We start from the raw sequence: 16,792 nt of genomic DNA on the forward strand, positions 1-16,792 counted from the left end.
GCATGCCCTACGCCAAAGCCGATGTCGCCGACAAGGAAATCATGGCATTTCGTAGCCAGAGTCGTTAGTCGCGCGTGCCATGGATTCCAAGCAGAACAAATCGGACGGGCAGCCCGCCGGATACACTTATGCCCAGGCGGGCGTATCGATCGATGCCGGCAATGCGCTGGTCCGTGCCATTGCTCCGCTCGCCCGTGCGACGCGCCGCCCCGGCGCCGATGCCGACCTGGGCGGCTTCGGCGGCTTTTTCGACCTGAAGGCAGCGGGGTTCAACGATCCCTTGCTCGTCGCGGCGAACGACGGGGTCGGCACCAAGCTGAAGCTCGCGATCGAATCGGGACGCCACGACGGGGTCGGAATCGACCTGGTCGCGATGTGCGTCAACGACCTGATCGTGCAGGGTGCCGAGCCGCTGTTCTTCCTCGATTATTATGCGACCGCGAAACTCGACAATGACGTCGCGACCGCCGTCGTCGCCAGCATCGCCGAAGGGTGCAAGCAGGCCGGATGCGCGCTGATCGGCGGCGAGACCGCCGAAATGCCGGGCATGTACAGCGAGGGCGATTACGACCTGGCCGGGTTCTGCGTCGGCGCGGTCGAGCGGCACGAAGTGCTGACCGCCGACAAGGTCGCGGCGGGTGATGTCATCCTCGGCCTCGCCTCGTCGGGGGTGCATTCGAACGGTTTCTCGCTCGTCCGGCGGCTCGCGGCGGACAAGGGCTGGAAGCTCGATCGCCCGGCGCTGTTCGACCAGGAGGTGCTGCTGATCGACGCGCTGATGGCGCCGACGCGCATCTATGTGAAGAGCCTGTTGCCGCTGGTGAAGACCGGCAAGGTCCACGCGCTGGCGCATATCACCGGCGGCGGGTTGCTCGAGAATATCCCGCGCATCCTGCCCGTGAACCTGCACGCGCATGTCGATGCCGATGCATGGGAGCAGCCGCGGTTGATGGCCTTCCTTCAGGCGCAGGGCAATATCGAGCCCGAAGAGATGGCGCGCACCTTCAACTGCGGGATCGGCATGGCCGTCGTCGTCGCGGAAGGCGATGTTGACGCGGTTACCGCGGCGCTGACCGATGCGGGCGAGACAGTGCTGCGGATCGGGCATATCGCCGACGGCGCGAAGGGCTGCACCGTGACCGGGAGCGCCGAAACGTGGAGCGCGATGGGCGATTGGAGCGCAACGCATAATGCCTAAGGCGGCAAAGTCCCCCTCCCGCTTGCGGGAGGGGATAGGGGAGGGCCTGTTTCAGCGCACCTCCAATCGACAAGCCCTCCCCCGGCCCCTCCCGCAAGCGGGAGGGGAGAAATGAAAGCCCGCGTCGCCGTCCTGATCTCGGGCGCCGGGACCAATATGGCGGCGCTGCTCTATGCGGCGAAAGCCGCCGACTGTCCCTATGAGCTGGTGCTGGTTGCCAGCAACAATCCCGATGCACCGGGGCTGGCGATCGCCGAAGCCGAGGGCGTCGCGACCTGGAGCCTTTCGCACAAAGGACTCGACCGCGATGCGTTCGACGCACTGGTCGATACGCAATTGCGCGCGGCGAAAGCCGACTTCGTCGCGCTGGCCGGCTATATGCGAATCCTGAGCGACGATTTCGTCGGCCGCTGGGCGGGCCGGATGGTCAATATCCACCCGAGCCTGCTGCCGCTCTACAAGGGGCTGAACACCCACCAACAGGCGATCGACGCCGGCGACCGCTTCGGCGGGTGCAGCGTGCATATCGTGACCCCGGGGGTCGACGACGGGCCGGTGCTGGCGCAGACCGCGGTGGCGATCGTCGCGGGCGACAGCGTCGACAGCCTGAGCGCGCGGGTGCGGATCGCCGAGCATCAGCTTTATCCGCCGACGCTGGCCGCGTTTGTGAGCCGCGAGCGCAATCCCGATTATCTGCTCGGCCGGGTGCGCGACCTGGCGATGGCATTGCCCGAGGCCGACGAGGTCAGCTCGCACGGCATGCCATGTTTCGGAATACTGAAGGGCAAGAAATTCGCCTATTTTACGCAGGACCATCATGGCGACGGCAAGATCGCGCTGTTGGTGAAGATCAGCGGCGCCGACGAGCAGGCGGCGTTGATCGAGATGGATGAAGCGCGCTATTATCGCCCCGCCTATTTCGGCGACGGCTGGGTTGGTATCCGGCTCGACCTGGGCGATACCGACTGGGATGCGATCGGCGAATGGCTGCGCAAGAGCTGGCTTTCGGTGGCGCCGAAGAAGCTGGCGGGATTGATGGGCGTGGCGGACGAGTTCTGATGAAGCAAGCCGCAGTCGGTTTGCTCAAGACCGCGCTGGCCGCCGTCATCGTCATTCCGTTCGGCGTCGGGATCGGCAAGGCGATCGAATATGGCACGGTCGATCTGCTCGGCGACCGGCTGGGCTTCGATGGAGCGGCGCTGCTCGGAACCGCGGTGTTCGTTGCCCTCGCGCTTATGGTATCGAAACGCTGGACACGGTGGCAGGCACGAAAAAGGCCGCCGGATCGCTCCGGCGGCCCTTCGCTGCCCTAGGGCAAATGGCGATCAGCCGACGATTTCTTCGGGCTTGAAGAAATAGGCGATTTCGATCGCCGCATTCTCGTCGCTGTCCGACCCGTGGACGCTGTTCGCTTCGATGCTCTCGGCGAGTTCCTTGCGGATCGTGCCGGGGGCGGCGTCCTTGGGGTTGGTGGCGCCCATGATGTCGCGGTTCGCCTGCATGGCGTTTTCGCCTTCGAGGACCTGGACGACGACCGGGCCGCTGATCATGAAATCGACGAGTTCGCCGAAGAAGGGGCGTTCCTTGTGAACGGCATAAAAGCCTTCGGCCTGGTCGCGGCTCATGTGGATGCGCTTCGACGCGACGACGCGCAGGCCGGCGTCTTCCAGCATCTTGGTGACCGCGCCGGTCAGGTTGCGACGCGTGGCGTCGGGCTTGATGATCGAAAAGGTGCGGGTGACCGCCATGGGAAAGCTCCTGCGTGGGTGTGTTTTATGATCGGCGCGCGTCTAGCCGCGCTTTTGCCGCACTGCAAGGCAGGAAGGAGGCGGACACCCCGCTTCGGGGTCAACCGCCGTAGGTGACGGTGCCGTTGACCATGGCGCCGGCCTGGGTCGCGGTGACCTGTACCCCGCCCTTGCCGCCTTCGCCCTTCTCGGCGCTGAACATCATCATGTCGCCAGCCTTGACCTCGCTCGACACCTTCAGCCCCGCGGCCTCGGCCTGCTTGCGGAAATGGGCGATGACGTCGGCGGCCTGTCCCTTGACCTCGAAGCTCGCCATGCCGCTTTCGCCATCCTTGCCCGACGCCGACATGCCACCGGTCATCCTGGCGCCGGGATAGGCGGTGAAACCCGCGGGCAGCTTGGCATTGGCGACGCCGCCGCCGAAGCTCACCTCGCCGTCGGCGGTCTTGATGCTGACCGCGCCGTCCTCGCCGTCGGCGCTCTTGGTGACCTTATAGTCGGCGGTCTTGCCGGTGTCGGGATCGGTGTAGGTGCCGCTCGCGACCTCCTGCTCCGATTTCGAGCTGCAGGCGGCGAGGAGAAGCGCGGCGGCGGTGGCGGCGAGGATCAGCGTCGGGCGGTTGGTCATGATAAGCTCCTGTGGCGGTTCGCGATTTTCATAGCATCGGACGCGGACCGCGCGGTGACGCCGGTCACAGTCACGGCCCCTCCGACCAGCGGCCGTTTTCATCCTGTTTCCAGAAGCGGTTGTCGACATCGTCGCGCGCGGCGAGGCCGCGCCACAGCGCGCGGGCGTCGTCGATGCGGCTGTTGTCGAAGAGCAGGAAGACGCGCGCGAAACCGAGCGCCTCCTCGCGCCATTCGCCATCGGCGAGCGCGAGATGCGTCGCGCCATTGGGGGGTGGTGCGGCGAGCGTGCCCGCGATCAGGATCGGCTCGATCGCCTCGTCGGGCGAACCGGCGGCACCGTGCGGCAGGAAGCTCACGGGCTGGAGCGTCCACAGCGCCTCGTCGATCGCCTGGCGCTGCATCGCGGGACCCGCGACGACCAGCAGGCGGTCGCCGTTGCCCAATATGCGCGACGCGAGCGCGGGGAGCACCCGTTCGACGGGGTCGCGGGTCAGCCGGTAAAAGTCGACGCGGGGCATGGATTACAAGACCATCGTCATTGCGAGCGTAGCGAAGCAATCCAGAGCGGTTTACGCACATTCTGGATTGCCGCGTCGCCTTCGGCTCCTCGCAATGACGAGGTCGGGTGCGTCACCCTTCGAAATTGTCGGCGATGAAGCGGTCGAGCAGGCGTACGCCATAGCCGGTCGCGCCCTTGGCGTAGACCGGGCCGTCCTTGTCGTGCCACGCCATGCCCGCGATATCGAGATGCGCCCATTTGACGCCCTCATCGACGAAGCGCTTGATAAACTGCGCCGCGGTGATCGAGCCGCCCTCACGCGGGCCGATGTTCTTCATGTCGGCGATCGGGCTGTCGATCAGCTTGTCATAGGCGGCCGACAGCGGGAAGCGCCACAGCTTGTTGTTGCTGGCTTCGCCCGCGGCGATCAGCTGGTCGGCGAGGCCATCGTCGTTGGCGAAGATGCCGGCATATTCATGGCCGAGCGAGATCACCATCGCGCCGGTCAGCGTCGCGAGATCGACGATCACCGCGGGGTCATAGATTTTTTGCGCCCAGGTGACGGCGTCGCACAGGACAAGCCGCCCCTCGGCGTCGGTGTTGAGCACCTCGACCGTCTGACCCGACATGGTGGTGACGATGTCGCCGGGGCGCATCGCATTGCCGTCGGGCATATTCTCGACAAGGCCGACGATGCCGACGACATTCGCCTTGGCCTTGCGACCGGCGATCGCCTTCATCGCACCGGCGACCGCGCCCGCGCCGCCCATGTCCCATTTCATCATGTCCATGCCCGCAGCGGGCTTGATGCTGATGCCGCCGGTGTCGAAGGTGACGCCCTTGCCGACGAAAGCGACGGGCTTCGCGCCCGGCTCGCCGCCGTTCCAGCGCATCGCGAGCAGCCGCGGCGGGCGCGTCGAGCCCTGCGCAACGCCGAGCAGCGCGCCCATGCCGAGCGCCTTCATCTGGCGTTCGTCGAGAACTTCGAGTTCGACGCCCAAGTCGGCGAGATGCTGGCAGCGTTCGACGAAGCTTTCGGGATAGAGGATGTTCGGCGGCTCGGCGACGAGCGTCTGGGTGAAGGCGACGCCGTCGGCGATCGCCTGCGCCTCGGCCCAGCCCGCGGGCGCCCCGCCGGGCGCCGCGATCACGATCGACTGGAGACTCGGCCGGGCATTGTCGGCGAGACGGGTGCGATAGGTATCGATGCGCCAGTTGCGCAGCGTCGCGCCGGTGGCGAAAGCGAGGATATCGTCGGCATCGACGGGCCCGGCGCTGACAAAATCGACATGGACGGTGACGACGCCGCTCGTCTGCAGCCGGGCGGTCAGCGCCGCGCCGGCGCGTTCGAGGTCGTGGACGCCGCCTTCGCCGATGCCGATAAGCAGCAGCCGCTTCGCACGGTCGCCATCGATCGCCGCGGTTTCGGCCACCGTGCCCGCCGCACCGTCGAAGCGCGCCTGCGCCGCCGCGGCGCCAAGCAACGCGCCGAGCGCGGCGGCACCGCCCTTACGGACCGGAAAGGCGACGACGTCGGCAGACGCATCGATTTGCGCGACAAACTGAATGTCCATCCTGTGACTTTCTTATGCGATGATTGATTGGAACGTGCCGGACCGATAGGGGTTTCGCTTGCGAGTTGCAAAAACAAAGCTGCGGGTTCAAGCGAGCCGCAGGCTCCAGGTGACGGGACAAAGGGATTCAATGACGGGGACTTTGTTCCAAGGGGGCGACCGGCCGCTGTGGCTCGCGACAGCCAGCGCGCTGGCGTTGCTGGCGGTGCCGGCCGCGGCGCAGACCGGTGCTGAACCGCCGGTCGTGCCCGCGCCGCAGGGCGAACCCGACCTCCAGACCCCCGATGTATCGACCGGGAAGATCGATGCGCCCGATGTCGCGGGCGAACAGCAGGTCGGTTTTGCCGCCGACAATCTGAATTACGACAGCGATACCGAGATCGTCGTCGCCGACGGCAATGTCCAGATGAACCGCGAAGCGATCCAGATGCGCGCCGACAAGGTGACGTGGAACCGCAAGACCGGCGAAGTCGTCGCCGAGGGCGACGTCGCGATCACCAACCCCGAGGGCGACACCGCCTATGGCGACCGGATCGTCCTGACCGACACCCTGCGCGACGGGATCGTCGACGACATGCTGGTGGTGCTCGACAATGGATCGCGGCTTGCCGCAGTGCGCGGAAAGCGGTTCGAGAACGGCAATATCGAACTGGAGAATGCCGCCTACACCCCCTGCCCCGTCGAGGATAATGCGGGCTGCGCCAAGAATCCGAGCTGGCAGGTCCGCGCCGTCAAGGTGCTGTACGACAAGGCCAAGAACAAGGTCCGCTACAAGGGCGCGCGGATCGAGATATTCGGCCTGCCGCTGATCCCGCTGCCCGGTCTCAGCCACCCGCTCGACAGTTCGCCGAGCAGCGGGCTGCTGGTTCCCGAAATCCGGCTCGACCGGACCAATGGTTTCGAAATCGCGGTCCCCTATTATCTGCGGATCGCGCCCGACCGCGACGTCACGATCACCCCGCACCTCTACACCGGCGCGGCGCCGATGATCGAGGGCGAGTTTCGCGCGCTGACCGACGTCGGGTCGTTCCGCATCAACGGGTATGGCACCTATAGTTCGGTGGTCCCGCTCAACGGCACGCCGAGCACGGGCAACAACGAGCTGCGCGGCTATCTGGAGAGTGCGGGCAAGTTTCAGCTCAGCCCGCACTGGAGCGTCACTTACTCCGGCCGCATCGCGAGCGACCGCACCTTCCTGCGCCGGTACGACATCACCCGCGACGACCGGCTGCGGTCGACCTTCGAAGTCGAGCGGATCGGCGGACAAAGCTATTTGTCGATCGCCGGCTGGGCGACGCAGACGTTGCGCGCCGGCGACAAGCAGGGGCAGCAGCCGATCGCGCTGCCGATCCTCGATTATCGTCAGCGGCTGACTGACCCGCTGTTCGGCGGCCAGTTCGAGTTGCAGCTCAACACGCTGGCGATCGGCCGCACCGCGGGGCAGGACACGCAGCGCGCCTTTGCCGGGGTGCGCTGGGACCTGCGCCGCCTGACCTCGCTGGGGCAGGAAGTGACCTTTACCGCGATGGTACGCGGCGACGTCTATCACAGCGACGAGAATCTGCTCACCGCGATTCCCGGCTATCGCGGCAAGTCGGGCTGGGAAGGCCGCGGCATCGCCGCCTTCGCCGCCGACATGCGCTGGCCGTTCGTCGGCGAATTCATGGGCGGGACGCAGACGCTGACCCCGCGCGTCCAGCTCGTCGCGACGCCGAAGCTGAAAAACCTCGACATTCCGAACGAGGATAGCCGCGCCTTCGACCTCGAGGACAGCAACCTGTTCGCGATCAACCGCTTCAGCGGCTACGACCGGTTCGAGGACGGCGCGCGCATCACCTATGGCGCCGAATGGAATTACAGCCGGCCGGGTTTCAACATCAACAGCATCGTCGGGCAAAGTTACCGCCTGTCGGACAAGCCGAGCCTGTTCCCCGACGGCACCGGGCTGACCGACCGGACGTCGGACGTCGTCGGCCGCACCACCGTCGCGTACAAGGATTTCCTGCGGCTGACCCATCGTTTCCGGCTCGACAAGGACAATCTGGCGATCCGGCGCAACGAGTTCGACGCGACGATCGGCACCCGTGCGACCTATGCCGTGCTCGGGTACTCGCGGCTCAACCGCGACATCACGACGGTCGCCGAGGATCTGCAGGACCGCGAGGAAGCCCGCGTCGGCGGCCGCGTCGCCTTTGCCCGCAACTGGTCGGTCTTCGGTTCGGCGATCATCGACCTGACCAGCAAGGCCGATGATCCGCTGAGCCTGTCGGACGGCTTCGAGCCGATCCGCCACCGGCTCGGCGTCGCCTATGACGACGAATGCCTGTCGATCGCGCTGACCTGGCGCCGCGACTATATCGACACCGGCGACGCGCGGCGCGGCAACAGCTTCTCGTTCCGCGTGGCATTGAGAAACCTGGGGTTCTGAGGCGGGTTTCGAGCGGTAGCGGCCTTGAAAATCCTCCCTGTGGCGAAGCCATGAGGAGGTGGCAGCGCGAAACGCTGACGGAGGGGCTATAGCGCGACGTCGCCGCCCCGCCACCACCGCCTACGGCGGCGGTCCCCCTCCCCATCGCTGCGCGACAGGGAGGATCGGCAACGTCCGCCTCCACCCTGGAGCCGCCGACGGGCCAGGCGCGACCCGCATCTCATCCCATTCGCTCAGCTTGCGTTCAGCGTTCGGCGGTTAGTCCGACCCCAGTTATGATGCGCTTGCGCGCGCTTTGCGCTGGACCATCGGGCGTTTCGGCTGATACGGAGCGAACCGGAACCTCTTTCATAGGGTAAAAATGACCAAAATTTCGACCTTGATCGGCCTGACCGCTGTCGTGTCGCTGTGCGTTTCGCCGGTGCTGGCGCAGACCGTCCCCGACAGCGACGTGCCGACCACCAGTCTGAGCATCCCCGGCAATGTCCAGATTTTCGGCGACGCCAAGGGCAATGTCTATCGCCCGTCGGCGACGGTGAACGGCGAGATCATCACCGCCACCGACATCGAGCAGCGCATGGGACTGATCCGCGTCGCGAACAACAATATCGAGCTGCCGCCCGAAGAAGAACAGCGCCTGCGCCAGCAGGTGTTCAGCAACCTGATCGACGAGAAGTTGCAGATTCAGGAAGCCAGAGCGGCGAAGATCGATATCGACGAAAATCTGATCAACGAACAGTTCGCCCGGCTTGCCGCGCGCTACAAGCAGACCCCCCAGCAGTTCACCGAATATCTGGCGTCGAAGGGTTCGTCGGCGGCGGCGGTGAAGCAGCAGATCCGCGGCGAATATGCATGGGACCGCCTGCTCGCGCGCAACATCCAGTCGACGACCAATGTGTCGACCGAAGAGGTCGAGGCGGTCGTCAAGCGGATGACCGATGCCAAGGGGCAGGACGAGTTCCACCTGGCCGAAATCTATCTGACCGCGACCCCCGAAACGATCCAGTCGGTCGCCGAAAACGCCCAGAAGATCGTCCAGGCGCTGCAATCGGGCGGCAGCTTCGCCGCCTATGCGCGCCAGTTTTCCGAGGCGTCGACCGCGGTGGTCGGCGGCGACCTCGGCTGGGTCAAGGGCGGACAATTGCCCGACTCGATGGCCGACGCGGCACGCCAGATGCAGCCGGGCCAGCTGGTCGGGCCGATCGAGGTTCCGGGCGGCGTGTCGATCATGCTGATGGTCGACCGGCGTCAGGTGCTGACCGCCGATCCGCGTGACGCGGTGCTCAGCCTCAAGCAGATTTCGCTCGATTTCCCGGCGGGTACGACCCCTGCCAGGGGCGCCGAGCTCGCCGGACAGTTCGCCGAAGCGACGCGCGGGATCGCCGGTTGCGGCGGCGCCGACGCCGTGGCCCAGAGCCTGGGCGCGCAGGTCGTCGCACGCGACGGCATCGCGATGCGCCAGTTGCCCGCCCCGCTGCAGGCGACGCTGATCGACCTGCAGGTCGGCCAGACGACCCAACCCTTCGGCGCCGCCAACGAGGGCGTCAGCGTCCTCGTGCTGTGCGGCCGCGAATTGCCGAACACGGCGACCGCGCCCAACCTCGAGGAAATCGAGGGCCGGCTGCTTGAGGAAAAGGTCAACAAGCGCGCCCAGCGCTATCTGCGCGACATGCGCCGGGACGCGGTGATCGACTTCAGCTGATGTCCGATTCCGCAAACCCGCGTCCGATCGCGGTCACCCTCGGTGACCCGGCCGGCGTCGGGCCCGAAGTCGCCGCCCGCGCCTGGGCGGTTCGCAAGGATCATGACCTGCCGCCCTTCGTGGCGATCGGCGATATCGCGTCGATCGCCGCGGTGTGGGACGGCCCGGTCGAACGCGTCGGCGATATCGCCGAAGCCGAACGGCTGTTCGACGACGCCCTGCCCGTCTGGCACCTCGAGGACAGCGGTCCGGTGGTGCCGGGATCGCCGAGCAAGGCAGGCGCGACCTGTGCCCTGCACGCGCTCGAAACCGGGATCGGGCTGACCCGCGGCCAGGCGACCGGCGCGCTCGTCACCGGGCCGGTGTCGAAGTCGCAACTCTATGGCATCGGTTATACGCATCCGGGACAGACCGAATTCATCGCCGAGCGCTGCGGCGTCACCGCGACCAATGCGGTGATGATGCTGGCGGGGCCGCGGCTGCGCGTCGTGCCGCTGACCGTGCATGTCCCGCTGGCCGAAGTGCCCGAGCGGCTGACCAGCGAGTTGATCGTTGCCAAGGGCCGGATCGTCGCGCGGTCGCTGAAGCGCGATTTCGGGATCGAGCGACCGGTGATCGCGGTCGCGGGGCTGAACCCGCATGCGGGCGAGAGCGGCGAGATGGGCGACGAGGAGCTACGAATCATCCGTCCCGCGGTCGAGCAATTGCTGGCCGACGGGATCGCGATCGAGGGGCCGCTCGCCGCCGACAGCCTGTTCGCGCCGCACGTCCGCACGCGCTACGATGCGTTGCTCTGCTGCTATCACGACCAGGCGCTGGCGCCGTTCAAGGCGCTGCATTTCGATGACGGCGTCAATCTGACGCTCGGGCTGCCGATCGTCCGCACGTCGGCCGACCATGGCACGGCGTTCAACATCGCGGGCACCGGCACGGCCGATCCGGGCCCGACGATCGCGGCGATCCGCATGGCGGCCGAACTGACCGCGATGCGCGAGCGCAATTGCGCCCCCGCGGCGTGACCGGGCGGCCGACCCCCAGTCTGCCGCCGCTGCGCGAGACGGTGCGCGCGCACGGGCTCCAGGCGAGCAAGGCGCTGGGGCAGAATTTCCTGTTCGACGAACAGTTGCTCGACCGGATCGCGGCGCTGCCCGGCGATCTGGAGGGCGCGCGCGTGTTCGAGGTCGGGCCGGGGCCCGGCGGGCTGACGCGCGCGCTGCTGCGCGCGGGGGCGCAGGTGATCGCGGTCGAGCGCGACGACCGCTGCCTGCCATTGCTCGGCGAACTCAGCGAGGCGTTCGGCGGCGCGCTGACGGTGATCGCCGATGACGCGATGGCGATCGACGCCGACGCGCTCGCCGGTGGGCCGTATCATATCGTCGCCAACCTGCCCTATAATGTCGGCACCGCACTGTTCACGCGCTGGCTGGAGCCCGCGGCCTGGCCGCCGCAGTGGCTATCGCTGACGCTGATGTTCCAGCAGGAGGTCGCCGAACGCATCGTCGCCAAGGTCGACACCGGCGCTTATGGCCGGCTCGCGGTGCTGGCGCAGTGGCGATCGACCCCGCGCATCGCGATGAAGGTCCACCGCTCGGCGTTCACCCCGCCGCCCAAGGTGATGTCGGCGATCGTCCATGTCGTGCCGGCCGAGCAGCCCGAAGGGGTCAAGCCGAAGCTGTTGTCGCAGTTGACCGCGCAGGGGTTCGGTCAGCGGCGCAAGATGCTGCGCCAGAGCCTCAAGGGCATGCCGGGCGCGATCGAGGCGCTCGAGGTGTGCGGGATCGAAGCAACACGGCGCGCCGAGACGGTGAGCGTCGCGGAGTGGGTCGAACTGGCGCGGGTGCTCAGCCGCTAGATCAATTCTGGCTGGTCGTGACCACCGTCTTGGGGATCAGCGCTTCGGCCGCGACCACGCGTTTTTCGGCGCTGGCGCCGATCGTCTTTTCGAGCGCGGCGACCTGCGGGCATTTTTCGGCGCAGAGGCGCTTGGCCTCGGCGAGCTTTTCGCGCGCGAGTTCGAGCGCGCCCTTGTCGGCGAGCGCTTCGCCCTGCCCGGTCAGCGCGACGATGTCGGTGGGTTCGAGCAGCAAAGCCTCGCGATACAGGCCGATCGCCTTGCCCGGCAGACCCTGCGCGCGCGCGACCTGCGCCAGTGCGATGATCGCGCTGCGGTTGCGCGGATCGGCGGCGAGCGCCGATTCATAAAAATCGGTGGCGGCGACGAGATCGCCCGCATGCTGCGCCTTCACACCCTGTTCCTGCAGTCCGATCGAGACCGGCAGGATGTCGTTATCGGCCCGCTGCGCGTCGGACGCCGTCGGCAGGCTGGCAAGGACAAGACCCGCGCCGAGGGCCAGGAAACTGATGCGCATCGCATTCTCCCATCGCTTCATTGAAGGCGAGGCTATCACGGAGCCGTCAATCGGGCGAGGAAAAATCCGTCGCAGCCGTCATGCGCCGGAGTCAGCAGAAAACCGCCACCCGCGGCGCGCCCGACGCCCGTCGGGAGATAGTCCGTGTCGGCCGTCCAGCCGGGATGGCGGGTCAGAAAGTCGTCCACCTGGGCGCGCCCCTCGCGTGCGATGATTGAGCACACCGCATAGACGAGTTTGCCGCCCGGCGCCACCAGATCGGCACCGAGGCGCAACAGCTTCGCCTGCTCGGCGACATGGCGGTCGAGCCGTGCGGGGGTGGAGCGCCAGCGCAGTTCGGGGCTGCGGCGCCAGGTGCCGCTGCCCGAACAGGGGGCGTCGACGATGACGCGGTCGGCCTTGCCCATGCGATCGGCGAGCATCGCGGACTCCTGCCCCGGGTTTAGCAGCAGCGTGTCGATGCGCGTCGCGCCGGCGCGGTTTGCGCGCGGCGGCAGTTGCTGGAGCCGCGCGCGGTTGGTGTCGCAGGCGAGAATCGCGGCCTCGTCATTGATCGCCGAAGCGATGGCGAGGGTCTTGCCGCCCGCGCCGGCGCACAAGTCGACGATGACGTGCCCCGCTTCGGCGGCGAGCGCGACCGCCGCCAGCTGGCTCGCGGCGTCCTGCACCTCGAACTGGCCCTCGGCATAGGCCAAATGCTGGACCGCGGCGGTTTCGCCGGGCAGGCGCCAGCCGTCGGCGAGGCCGGCGATCGCTTCGCCCTCGGGGAAGATCCGTGCCAGCTCGTCGCGGCTCGAACGTAGCCGGTTGGCGCGCAGGTCGAGCGGGGCGCGGGCGAGCATCGCCGCACGCTCGGCCTTGCCGACGAGCGGGTCGAACAGCTTGAGCAGCGCAGGCGTGGCGAGCCCGGTTTCGGCGCGCGGTTCGTCGGCGGTGATGACCGCGGGCCCGTATGCGGCGCCGTCGAACAGCGCGGCGAGTTCGGCGTCGGCATCGGCGAGCGCGAGCATCGCGGCGCGGCCCGATACGGGCGCCGACCGCACGCCGCGGATCGCGTCGTAAACATGGTTGCGGATCGCGCGGCGGTCCTTCGACCCCGCGTAGCGGCGCGCGCGCATCGCCTCGGCGAAGATCGCGTCGGCGGGCGGGCCGCCGTCGCGCGCGGCGGCGGCGATGGCGTCGAGGATTTCGATCGCGGTGTGGACGCGTGCGGCGGGGGTCATGGCTTTTCCCTTATTTCGTCATTGCGAGCGAAGCGAAGCAATCCAGAGCCCGCGTAAACCGTTCTAGATTGCTTCGCTTCGCTCGCAATGACGATGTGAAATTGTCAACCGACCGGATAATTCGGTGCTTCGCGGGTGATCGCGACGTCGTGGACATGGCTTTCGCGCAGGCCGGCATTGGTGATGCGCACGAACTTCGCCCGCTCGCGCAAATCCTTGAGGGTGCGGCTGCCGGTATAGCCCATCGCCGCCTTCACGCCGCCGACGAGCTGGTGGATGACGTCCTTCGCGGGACCCTTGAACGGCACCTGGCCCTCGATCCCCTCGGGGACGAGCTTCATCTGGTCCTTGATGTCCTGCTGGAAATAGCGGTCGGCGCTGCCGCGCGCCATCGCGCCGACGCTGCCCATGCCGCGATAGCTTTTGTACGTGCGGCCCTGGAACAGGAAGGTTTCGCCCGGCGCCTCGGCGGTACCCGCGAGCAAAGAGCCGACCATGACGCTCGACGCGCCCGCCGCGAGCGCCTTGGCGATGTCGCCCGAAGTGCGCAGGCCGCCGTCGGCAATGACGGGGACGCCCAATTTCGACGCCGCTTCGACGCTGTCGAGAATCGCGGTGAGCTGCGGCACGCCGACGCCGGCGACGACGCGAGTGGTGCAGATCGAGCCAGGGCCGATGCCGACCTTCACCCCGTCGGCGCCCGCATCGATCAGCGCCTTGGTGGCGTCGCCGGTCGCGACATTGCCTGCTAGGATCTGGACGCGATTCGACAGTTTCTTGATCTTCTCGACCGTCTGCGCGACCATCCTGCTGTGGCCGTGCGCGGTGTCGACGACGATCAGATCGCATTCGGCATCGAGCAGCGCCTCGGCGCGTTCGATGCCGCTATCGCCGGTGTTGGTCGCGGCCGCGACGCGCAGGCGGCCGCTGCCGTCCTTGGTCGCGTCGGGGAAATTGACCGCCTTTTCCATATCCTTGACGGTGATCAGCCCGATGCAGCGATAATCATCATCGACGACGAGCAATTTTTCGATGCGGCGCTGGTGGAGCAATTTGCGCGCCTCGTCCTGCCCGACCCCGGGACGCACGGTGGCGAGATTGTCGGCGGTCATCAACTCGCGCACCGGCTGGCCGGGATTGTCGGCGAAGCGCACGTCGCGGTGGGTGAGGATACCGACGAGCCGCCCGCCGGTCTCGACCACCGGGATGCCCGAAATCCTGTGCTGATCCATAAGCGCGGTCGCATAAGACAAGGGCGCGTCGGGGGTGATGGTGATCGGGTTGACGATCATGCCGCTTTCGAAACGCTTGACCTGGCGCACCGCCGCCGCCTGCTCCTCGATCGTCAGATTGCGGTGGAGAACGCCGATGCCGCCGATCTGCGCCATGAGAATGGCCATATCGGCCTCGGTCACCGTATCCATCGCCGAGGACAGGATCGGGATGTTGAGGCTGATCTCGCTGGTCAGCTGGGTCGACAGCACCGCGTCGGACGGCAGGATTTCGGAAGGACCCGGCACCAGCAGCACGTCGTCGAAGGTCAGGCCGGTGATGATTTCCATGGGAGCCACTTTCTGCTTTTGGCGGCGCCTGCTCCCGTTGGCGGGGCGGCACGCGCGAGTCGATTGGTGGCGGCCCATGTAACCAGTCGGCCCCGCGCGCGCCAGTGGGAGAAGGCGATTATTTCGCGGCGGAGCAGGTCGCGCTTTGGCCGGTATCGCGAGCCAAGGCGGGGCGGCGTCGCATTTGGAAGATAGTATACTAACTGAGGGTTGCAGAGCGCCCTCGTTCGGTGCATCGCCGCCGCGACGAATGGGATGATGGAATGAGCAATTACGGGCAGGCGCTCAGCGCCGCACAGGACTATCGCGGCGCCGCGCAGGCGGCGCTCGCCGCACGGTTGCAAGACACGGCTATCGACAGCGAACAGCGCGCGGCGCACGGGTTCGCATGGGTCGCGACGACGGTGGCGGCGCTCGAGGCGACGCTCGGCTGGCTCGAAGCCGGCGGCGGTGCCAACCCCCTCGATGCGAAAATCGCGACCCTCGCCTTCGCCGAAGGCATCGGCCAGCTCGTCGGCGGACTGCCGATGGGACAGAATGAGATATTTCGTCCCGCCGACCTTGGCCTGACCGCCGCGGCCGCCAAGCTCGCCGCCGCCAGCGCGCCCCTGCTCGACGCCGACCATGCGGCGACGCGCGCCGAAGTGGCGGCGGCGCTCGCCGGCGGCCAATGGCCGAGCGAGACGCTTCACGACACCGACCTCGACGCGATCCGCGAGCAATATCGGCGTTTCACCGACAGCGAGATCGTCCCGCACGCGCATGGCTGGCACCTTGCCAACGCACTGATTCCCGATGCGACGGTGCAGGCAATGGCCGACCTCGGCACCTTCGGCGTCTGCATTCCCGAGGAATTTGGCGGGCTGGGACTCGGCAAGCTGGTGATGTGCATCGTCACCGAGGAATTGTCGCGCGGCTGGATCGGCACCGGGTCGCTCGGCACACGATCGGAGATCGCGGGCGAACTGATCGTGCTCGGCGGCACCGATGCGCAAAAAGCCGACTGGCTGCCGCGCATCGCGAGCGGCGAGGTCTTGCCGACCGCGGTGTTCACCGAACCCGATGTCGGATCGGACCTGGGATCGTTGCAGACGCGCGCACGCCGCGATGCGGACGGCGACTGGGTGATCGACGGGGCGAAGAACTGGATCACCCATGCCGCGCGGTCGGACATGATGACGCTGCTCGCGCGTACCCTGCCCGATGCCAAAGGCTATGCCGGGCTGTCGATGCTGCTCGTTCCCAAGCCGCGCGGCAGCGAAGAGACGCCCTTCCCCGCCGCCGGCATGAGCGGCAGCGAGATCGAGGTGCTCGGCTATCGCGGGATGCGCGAATATGCGCTGCAGTTCGACGCGATGCACGCGCCCGCCGACGCGCTTCTCGGCGGCGAGGAAGGTCAGGGGTTCAAACAATTGATGCGCACCTTCGAAGGCGCGCGTATCCAGACCGCCGCGCGTGCGGTGGGCGTCGCGCGTCGCGCGCTCGAACTCGGGCTCGACTATGCGACGACGCGCAAGCAGTTCGGCAAGGCGATCCTCCATTTCCCGCGCGTGTCGGACAAGCTGGCGATGAGCCTCGTCGATTTCGTCACCGCGCGCGAACTCTCCTATGCCGCCGCGCGCGCCAAGGACGGCGGCAAGCGCTGCGACATCGAAGCGGGCATGGCCAAGCTGCTCGGCGCGCGCGCGGCCTGGTCGAACGCCGATGCGAGCCTGCAGATTCACGGCGGCAACGGCTATGCGATGGAATATGAGATTAGCCGCGTCTTGTGCGACGCGCGCATCCTCAACATTTTCGAGGGCGCGGCGGAGATCCAGGCGCAAGTGATCGCGCGCGGGCTGGTCGGGGGCCGTAATTAA

General features: G+C 67.2%; 15 protein-coding genes. 8 read left to right on the forward strand and 7 right to left on the reverse strand.

Translation table 11 applies throughout. The features are described 5' to 3' along the window. Window positions 1–79: 79 nt before the first annotated feature. The 3 genes from purM to AC3WS4_RS01200 all read left to right on the forward strand — a co-directional run bounded on the left by purM (window position 80) and on the right by AC3WS4_RS01200 (window position 2,511). A complete protein-coding gene (gene purM / locus AC3WS4_RS01190; protein ID WP_492740175.1) occupies window positions 80–1,198 on the forward strand; it encodes a phosphoribosylformylglycinamidine cyclo-ligase in 1,119 nt (372 codons plus the stop codon). 111 nt (window positions 1,199–1,309) lie between these two features. Then, window positions 1,310–2,257, forward strand: a complete 948-nt coding sequence (gene purN, locus AC3WS4_RS01195; protein WP_492740173.1) for a phosphoribosylglycinamide formyltransferase — start codon at window positions 1,310–1,312, stop codon at window positions 2,255–2,257. Beyond that, complete coding sequence (locus tag AC3WS4_RS01200; protein ID WP_492740172.1) at window positions 2,257–2,511, forward strand: hypothetical protein; 255 nt, start codon at window positions 2,257–2,259, stop codon at window positions 2,509–2,511. Before purN ends, AC3WS4_RS01200 begins: the two co-directional genes overlap by 1 nt. A gap of 12 nt (window positions 2,512–2,523) precedes the next feature. Here AC3WS4_RS01200 and ndk read toward each other — a convergent pair whose 3' ends face one another. From ndk to AC3WS4_RS01220, 4 genes are all read right to left on the reverse strand, one after another. After that, window positions 2,524–2,946: a nucleoside-diphosphate kinase gene (gene ndk, locus AC3WS4_RS01205; RefSeq protein WP_056349541.1), complete on the reverse strand. Its 423-nt coding sequence runs from the start codon at window positions 2,944–2,946 to the stop codon at window positions 2,524–2,526. A gap of 100 nt (window positions 2,947–3,046) precedes the next feature. Next, on the reverse strand, window positions 3,047–3,574 hold the full coding sequence (locus AC3WS4_RS01210) for a hypothetical protein (protein WP_187139406.1): 528 nt from the start codon (window positions 3,572–3,574) through the stop codon (window positions 3,047–3,049). A 70-nt stretch (window positions 3,575–3,644) separates the two neighbouring features. Next, window positions 3,645–4,094 (reverse strand): DNA polymerase III subunit chi, encoded by a 450-nt coding sequence (locus tag AC3WS4_RS01215; protein WP_492740171.1) that lies wholly within the window; start codon window positions 4,092–4,094, stop codon window positions 3,645–3,647. Window positions 4,095–4,206: 112 nt separating this feature from the next. Continuing rightward, window positions 4,207–5,649: a leucyl aminopeptidase gene (locus AC3WS4_RS01220; RefSeq protein WP_492740170.1), complete on the reverse strand. Its 1,443-nt coding sequence runs from the start codon at window positions 5,647–5,649 to the stop codon at window positions 4,207–4,209. A 130-nt stretch (window positions 5,650–5,779) separates the two neighbouring features. On the opposite strand from AC3WS4_RS01220, the gene AC3WS4_RS01225 reads away from it, so the two are divergent. The 4 genes from AC3WS4_RS01225 to rsmA all read left to right on the forward strand — a co-directional run bounded on the left by AC3WS4_RS01225 (window position 5,780) and on the right by rsmA (window position 11,631). Beyond that, window positions 5,780–8,077: an LPS-assembly protein LptD gene (locus tag AC3WS4_RS01225; protein ID WP_187139403.1), complete on the forward strand. Its 2,298-nt coding sequence runs from the start codon at window positions 5,780–5,782 to the stop codon at window positions 8,075–8,077. A gap of 361 nt (window positions 8,078–8,438) precedes the next feature. After that, window positions 8,439–9,779 (forward strand): peptidylprolyl isomerase, encoded by a 1,341-nt coding sequence (locus AC3WS4_RS01230; RefSeq protein ID WP_492740169.1) that lies wholly within the window; start codon window positions 8,439–8,441, stop codon window positions 9,777–9,779. After that, window positions 9,779–10,798 carry a 4-hydroxythreonine-4-phosphate dehydrogenase PdxA gene (gene pdxA / locus AC3WS4_RS01235; protein ID WP_492740168.1) on the forward strand — a complete coding sequence of 340 codons (1,020 nt, stop codon included), beginning with the start codon at window positions 9,779–9,781 and terminating at the stop codon, window positions 10,796–10,798. The genes AC3WS4_RS01230 and pdxA overlap by 1 nt, the downstream gene beginning before the upstream one ends. Further along, window positions 10,795–11,631 (forward strand): 16S rRNA (adenine(1518)-N(6)/adenine(1519)-N(6))-dimethyltransferase RsmA, encoded by an 837-nt coding sequence (gene rsmA, locus AC3WS4_RS01240; protein ID WP_492740167.1) that lies wholly within the window; start codon window positions 10,795–10,797, stop codon window positions 11,629–11,631. The genes pdxA and rsmA overlap by 4 nt, the downstream gene beginning before the upstream one ends. A gap of 1 nt (window position 11,632) precedes the next feature. Here rsmA and AC3WS4_RS01245 read toward each other — a convergent pair whose 3' ends face one another. The 3 genes from AC3WS4_RS01245 to guaB all read right to left on the reverse strand — a co-directional run bounded on the left by AC3WS4_RS01245 (window position 11,633) and on the right by guaB (window position 14,933). Then, window positions 11,633–12,148, reverse strand: coding sequence for a tetratricopeptide repeat protein (locus AC3WS4_RS01245; RefSeq protein ID WP_187139400.1), 516 nt, complete (start codon window positions 12,146–12,148; stop codon window positions 11,633–11,635). Between the two features lie 35 nt (window positions 12,149–12,183). Further along, entirely contained in the window at window positions 12,184–13,371 is a 1,188-nt protein-coding gene (locus AC3WS4_RS01250) for an RsmB/NOP family class I SAM-dependent RNA methyltransferase (RefSeq protein ID WP_492740165.1), read from the reverse strand. Between the two features lie 104 nt (window positions 13,372–13,475). Further along, entirely contained in the window at window positions 13,476–14,933 is a 1,458-nt protein-coding gene (guaB, locus tag AC3WS4_RS01255) for an IMP dehydrogenase (RefSeq protein ID WP_492740163.1), read from the reverse strand. Window positions 14,934–15,196: 263 nt separating this feature from the next. On the opposite strand from guaB, the gene AC3WS4_RS01260 reads away from it, so the two are divergent. Continuing rightward, window positions 15,197–16,792, forward strand: coding sequence for an acyl-CoA dehydrogenase family protein (locus AC3WS4_RS01260; protein ID WP_492740162.1), 1,596 nt, complete (start codon window positions 15,197–15,199; stop codon window positions 16,790–16,792).

It is taken from the genome of Sphingopyxis sp. EU05-FHT14B03, assembly GCF_058790875.1.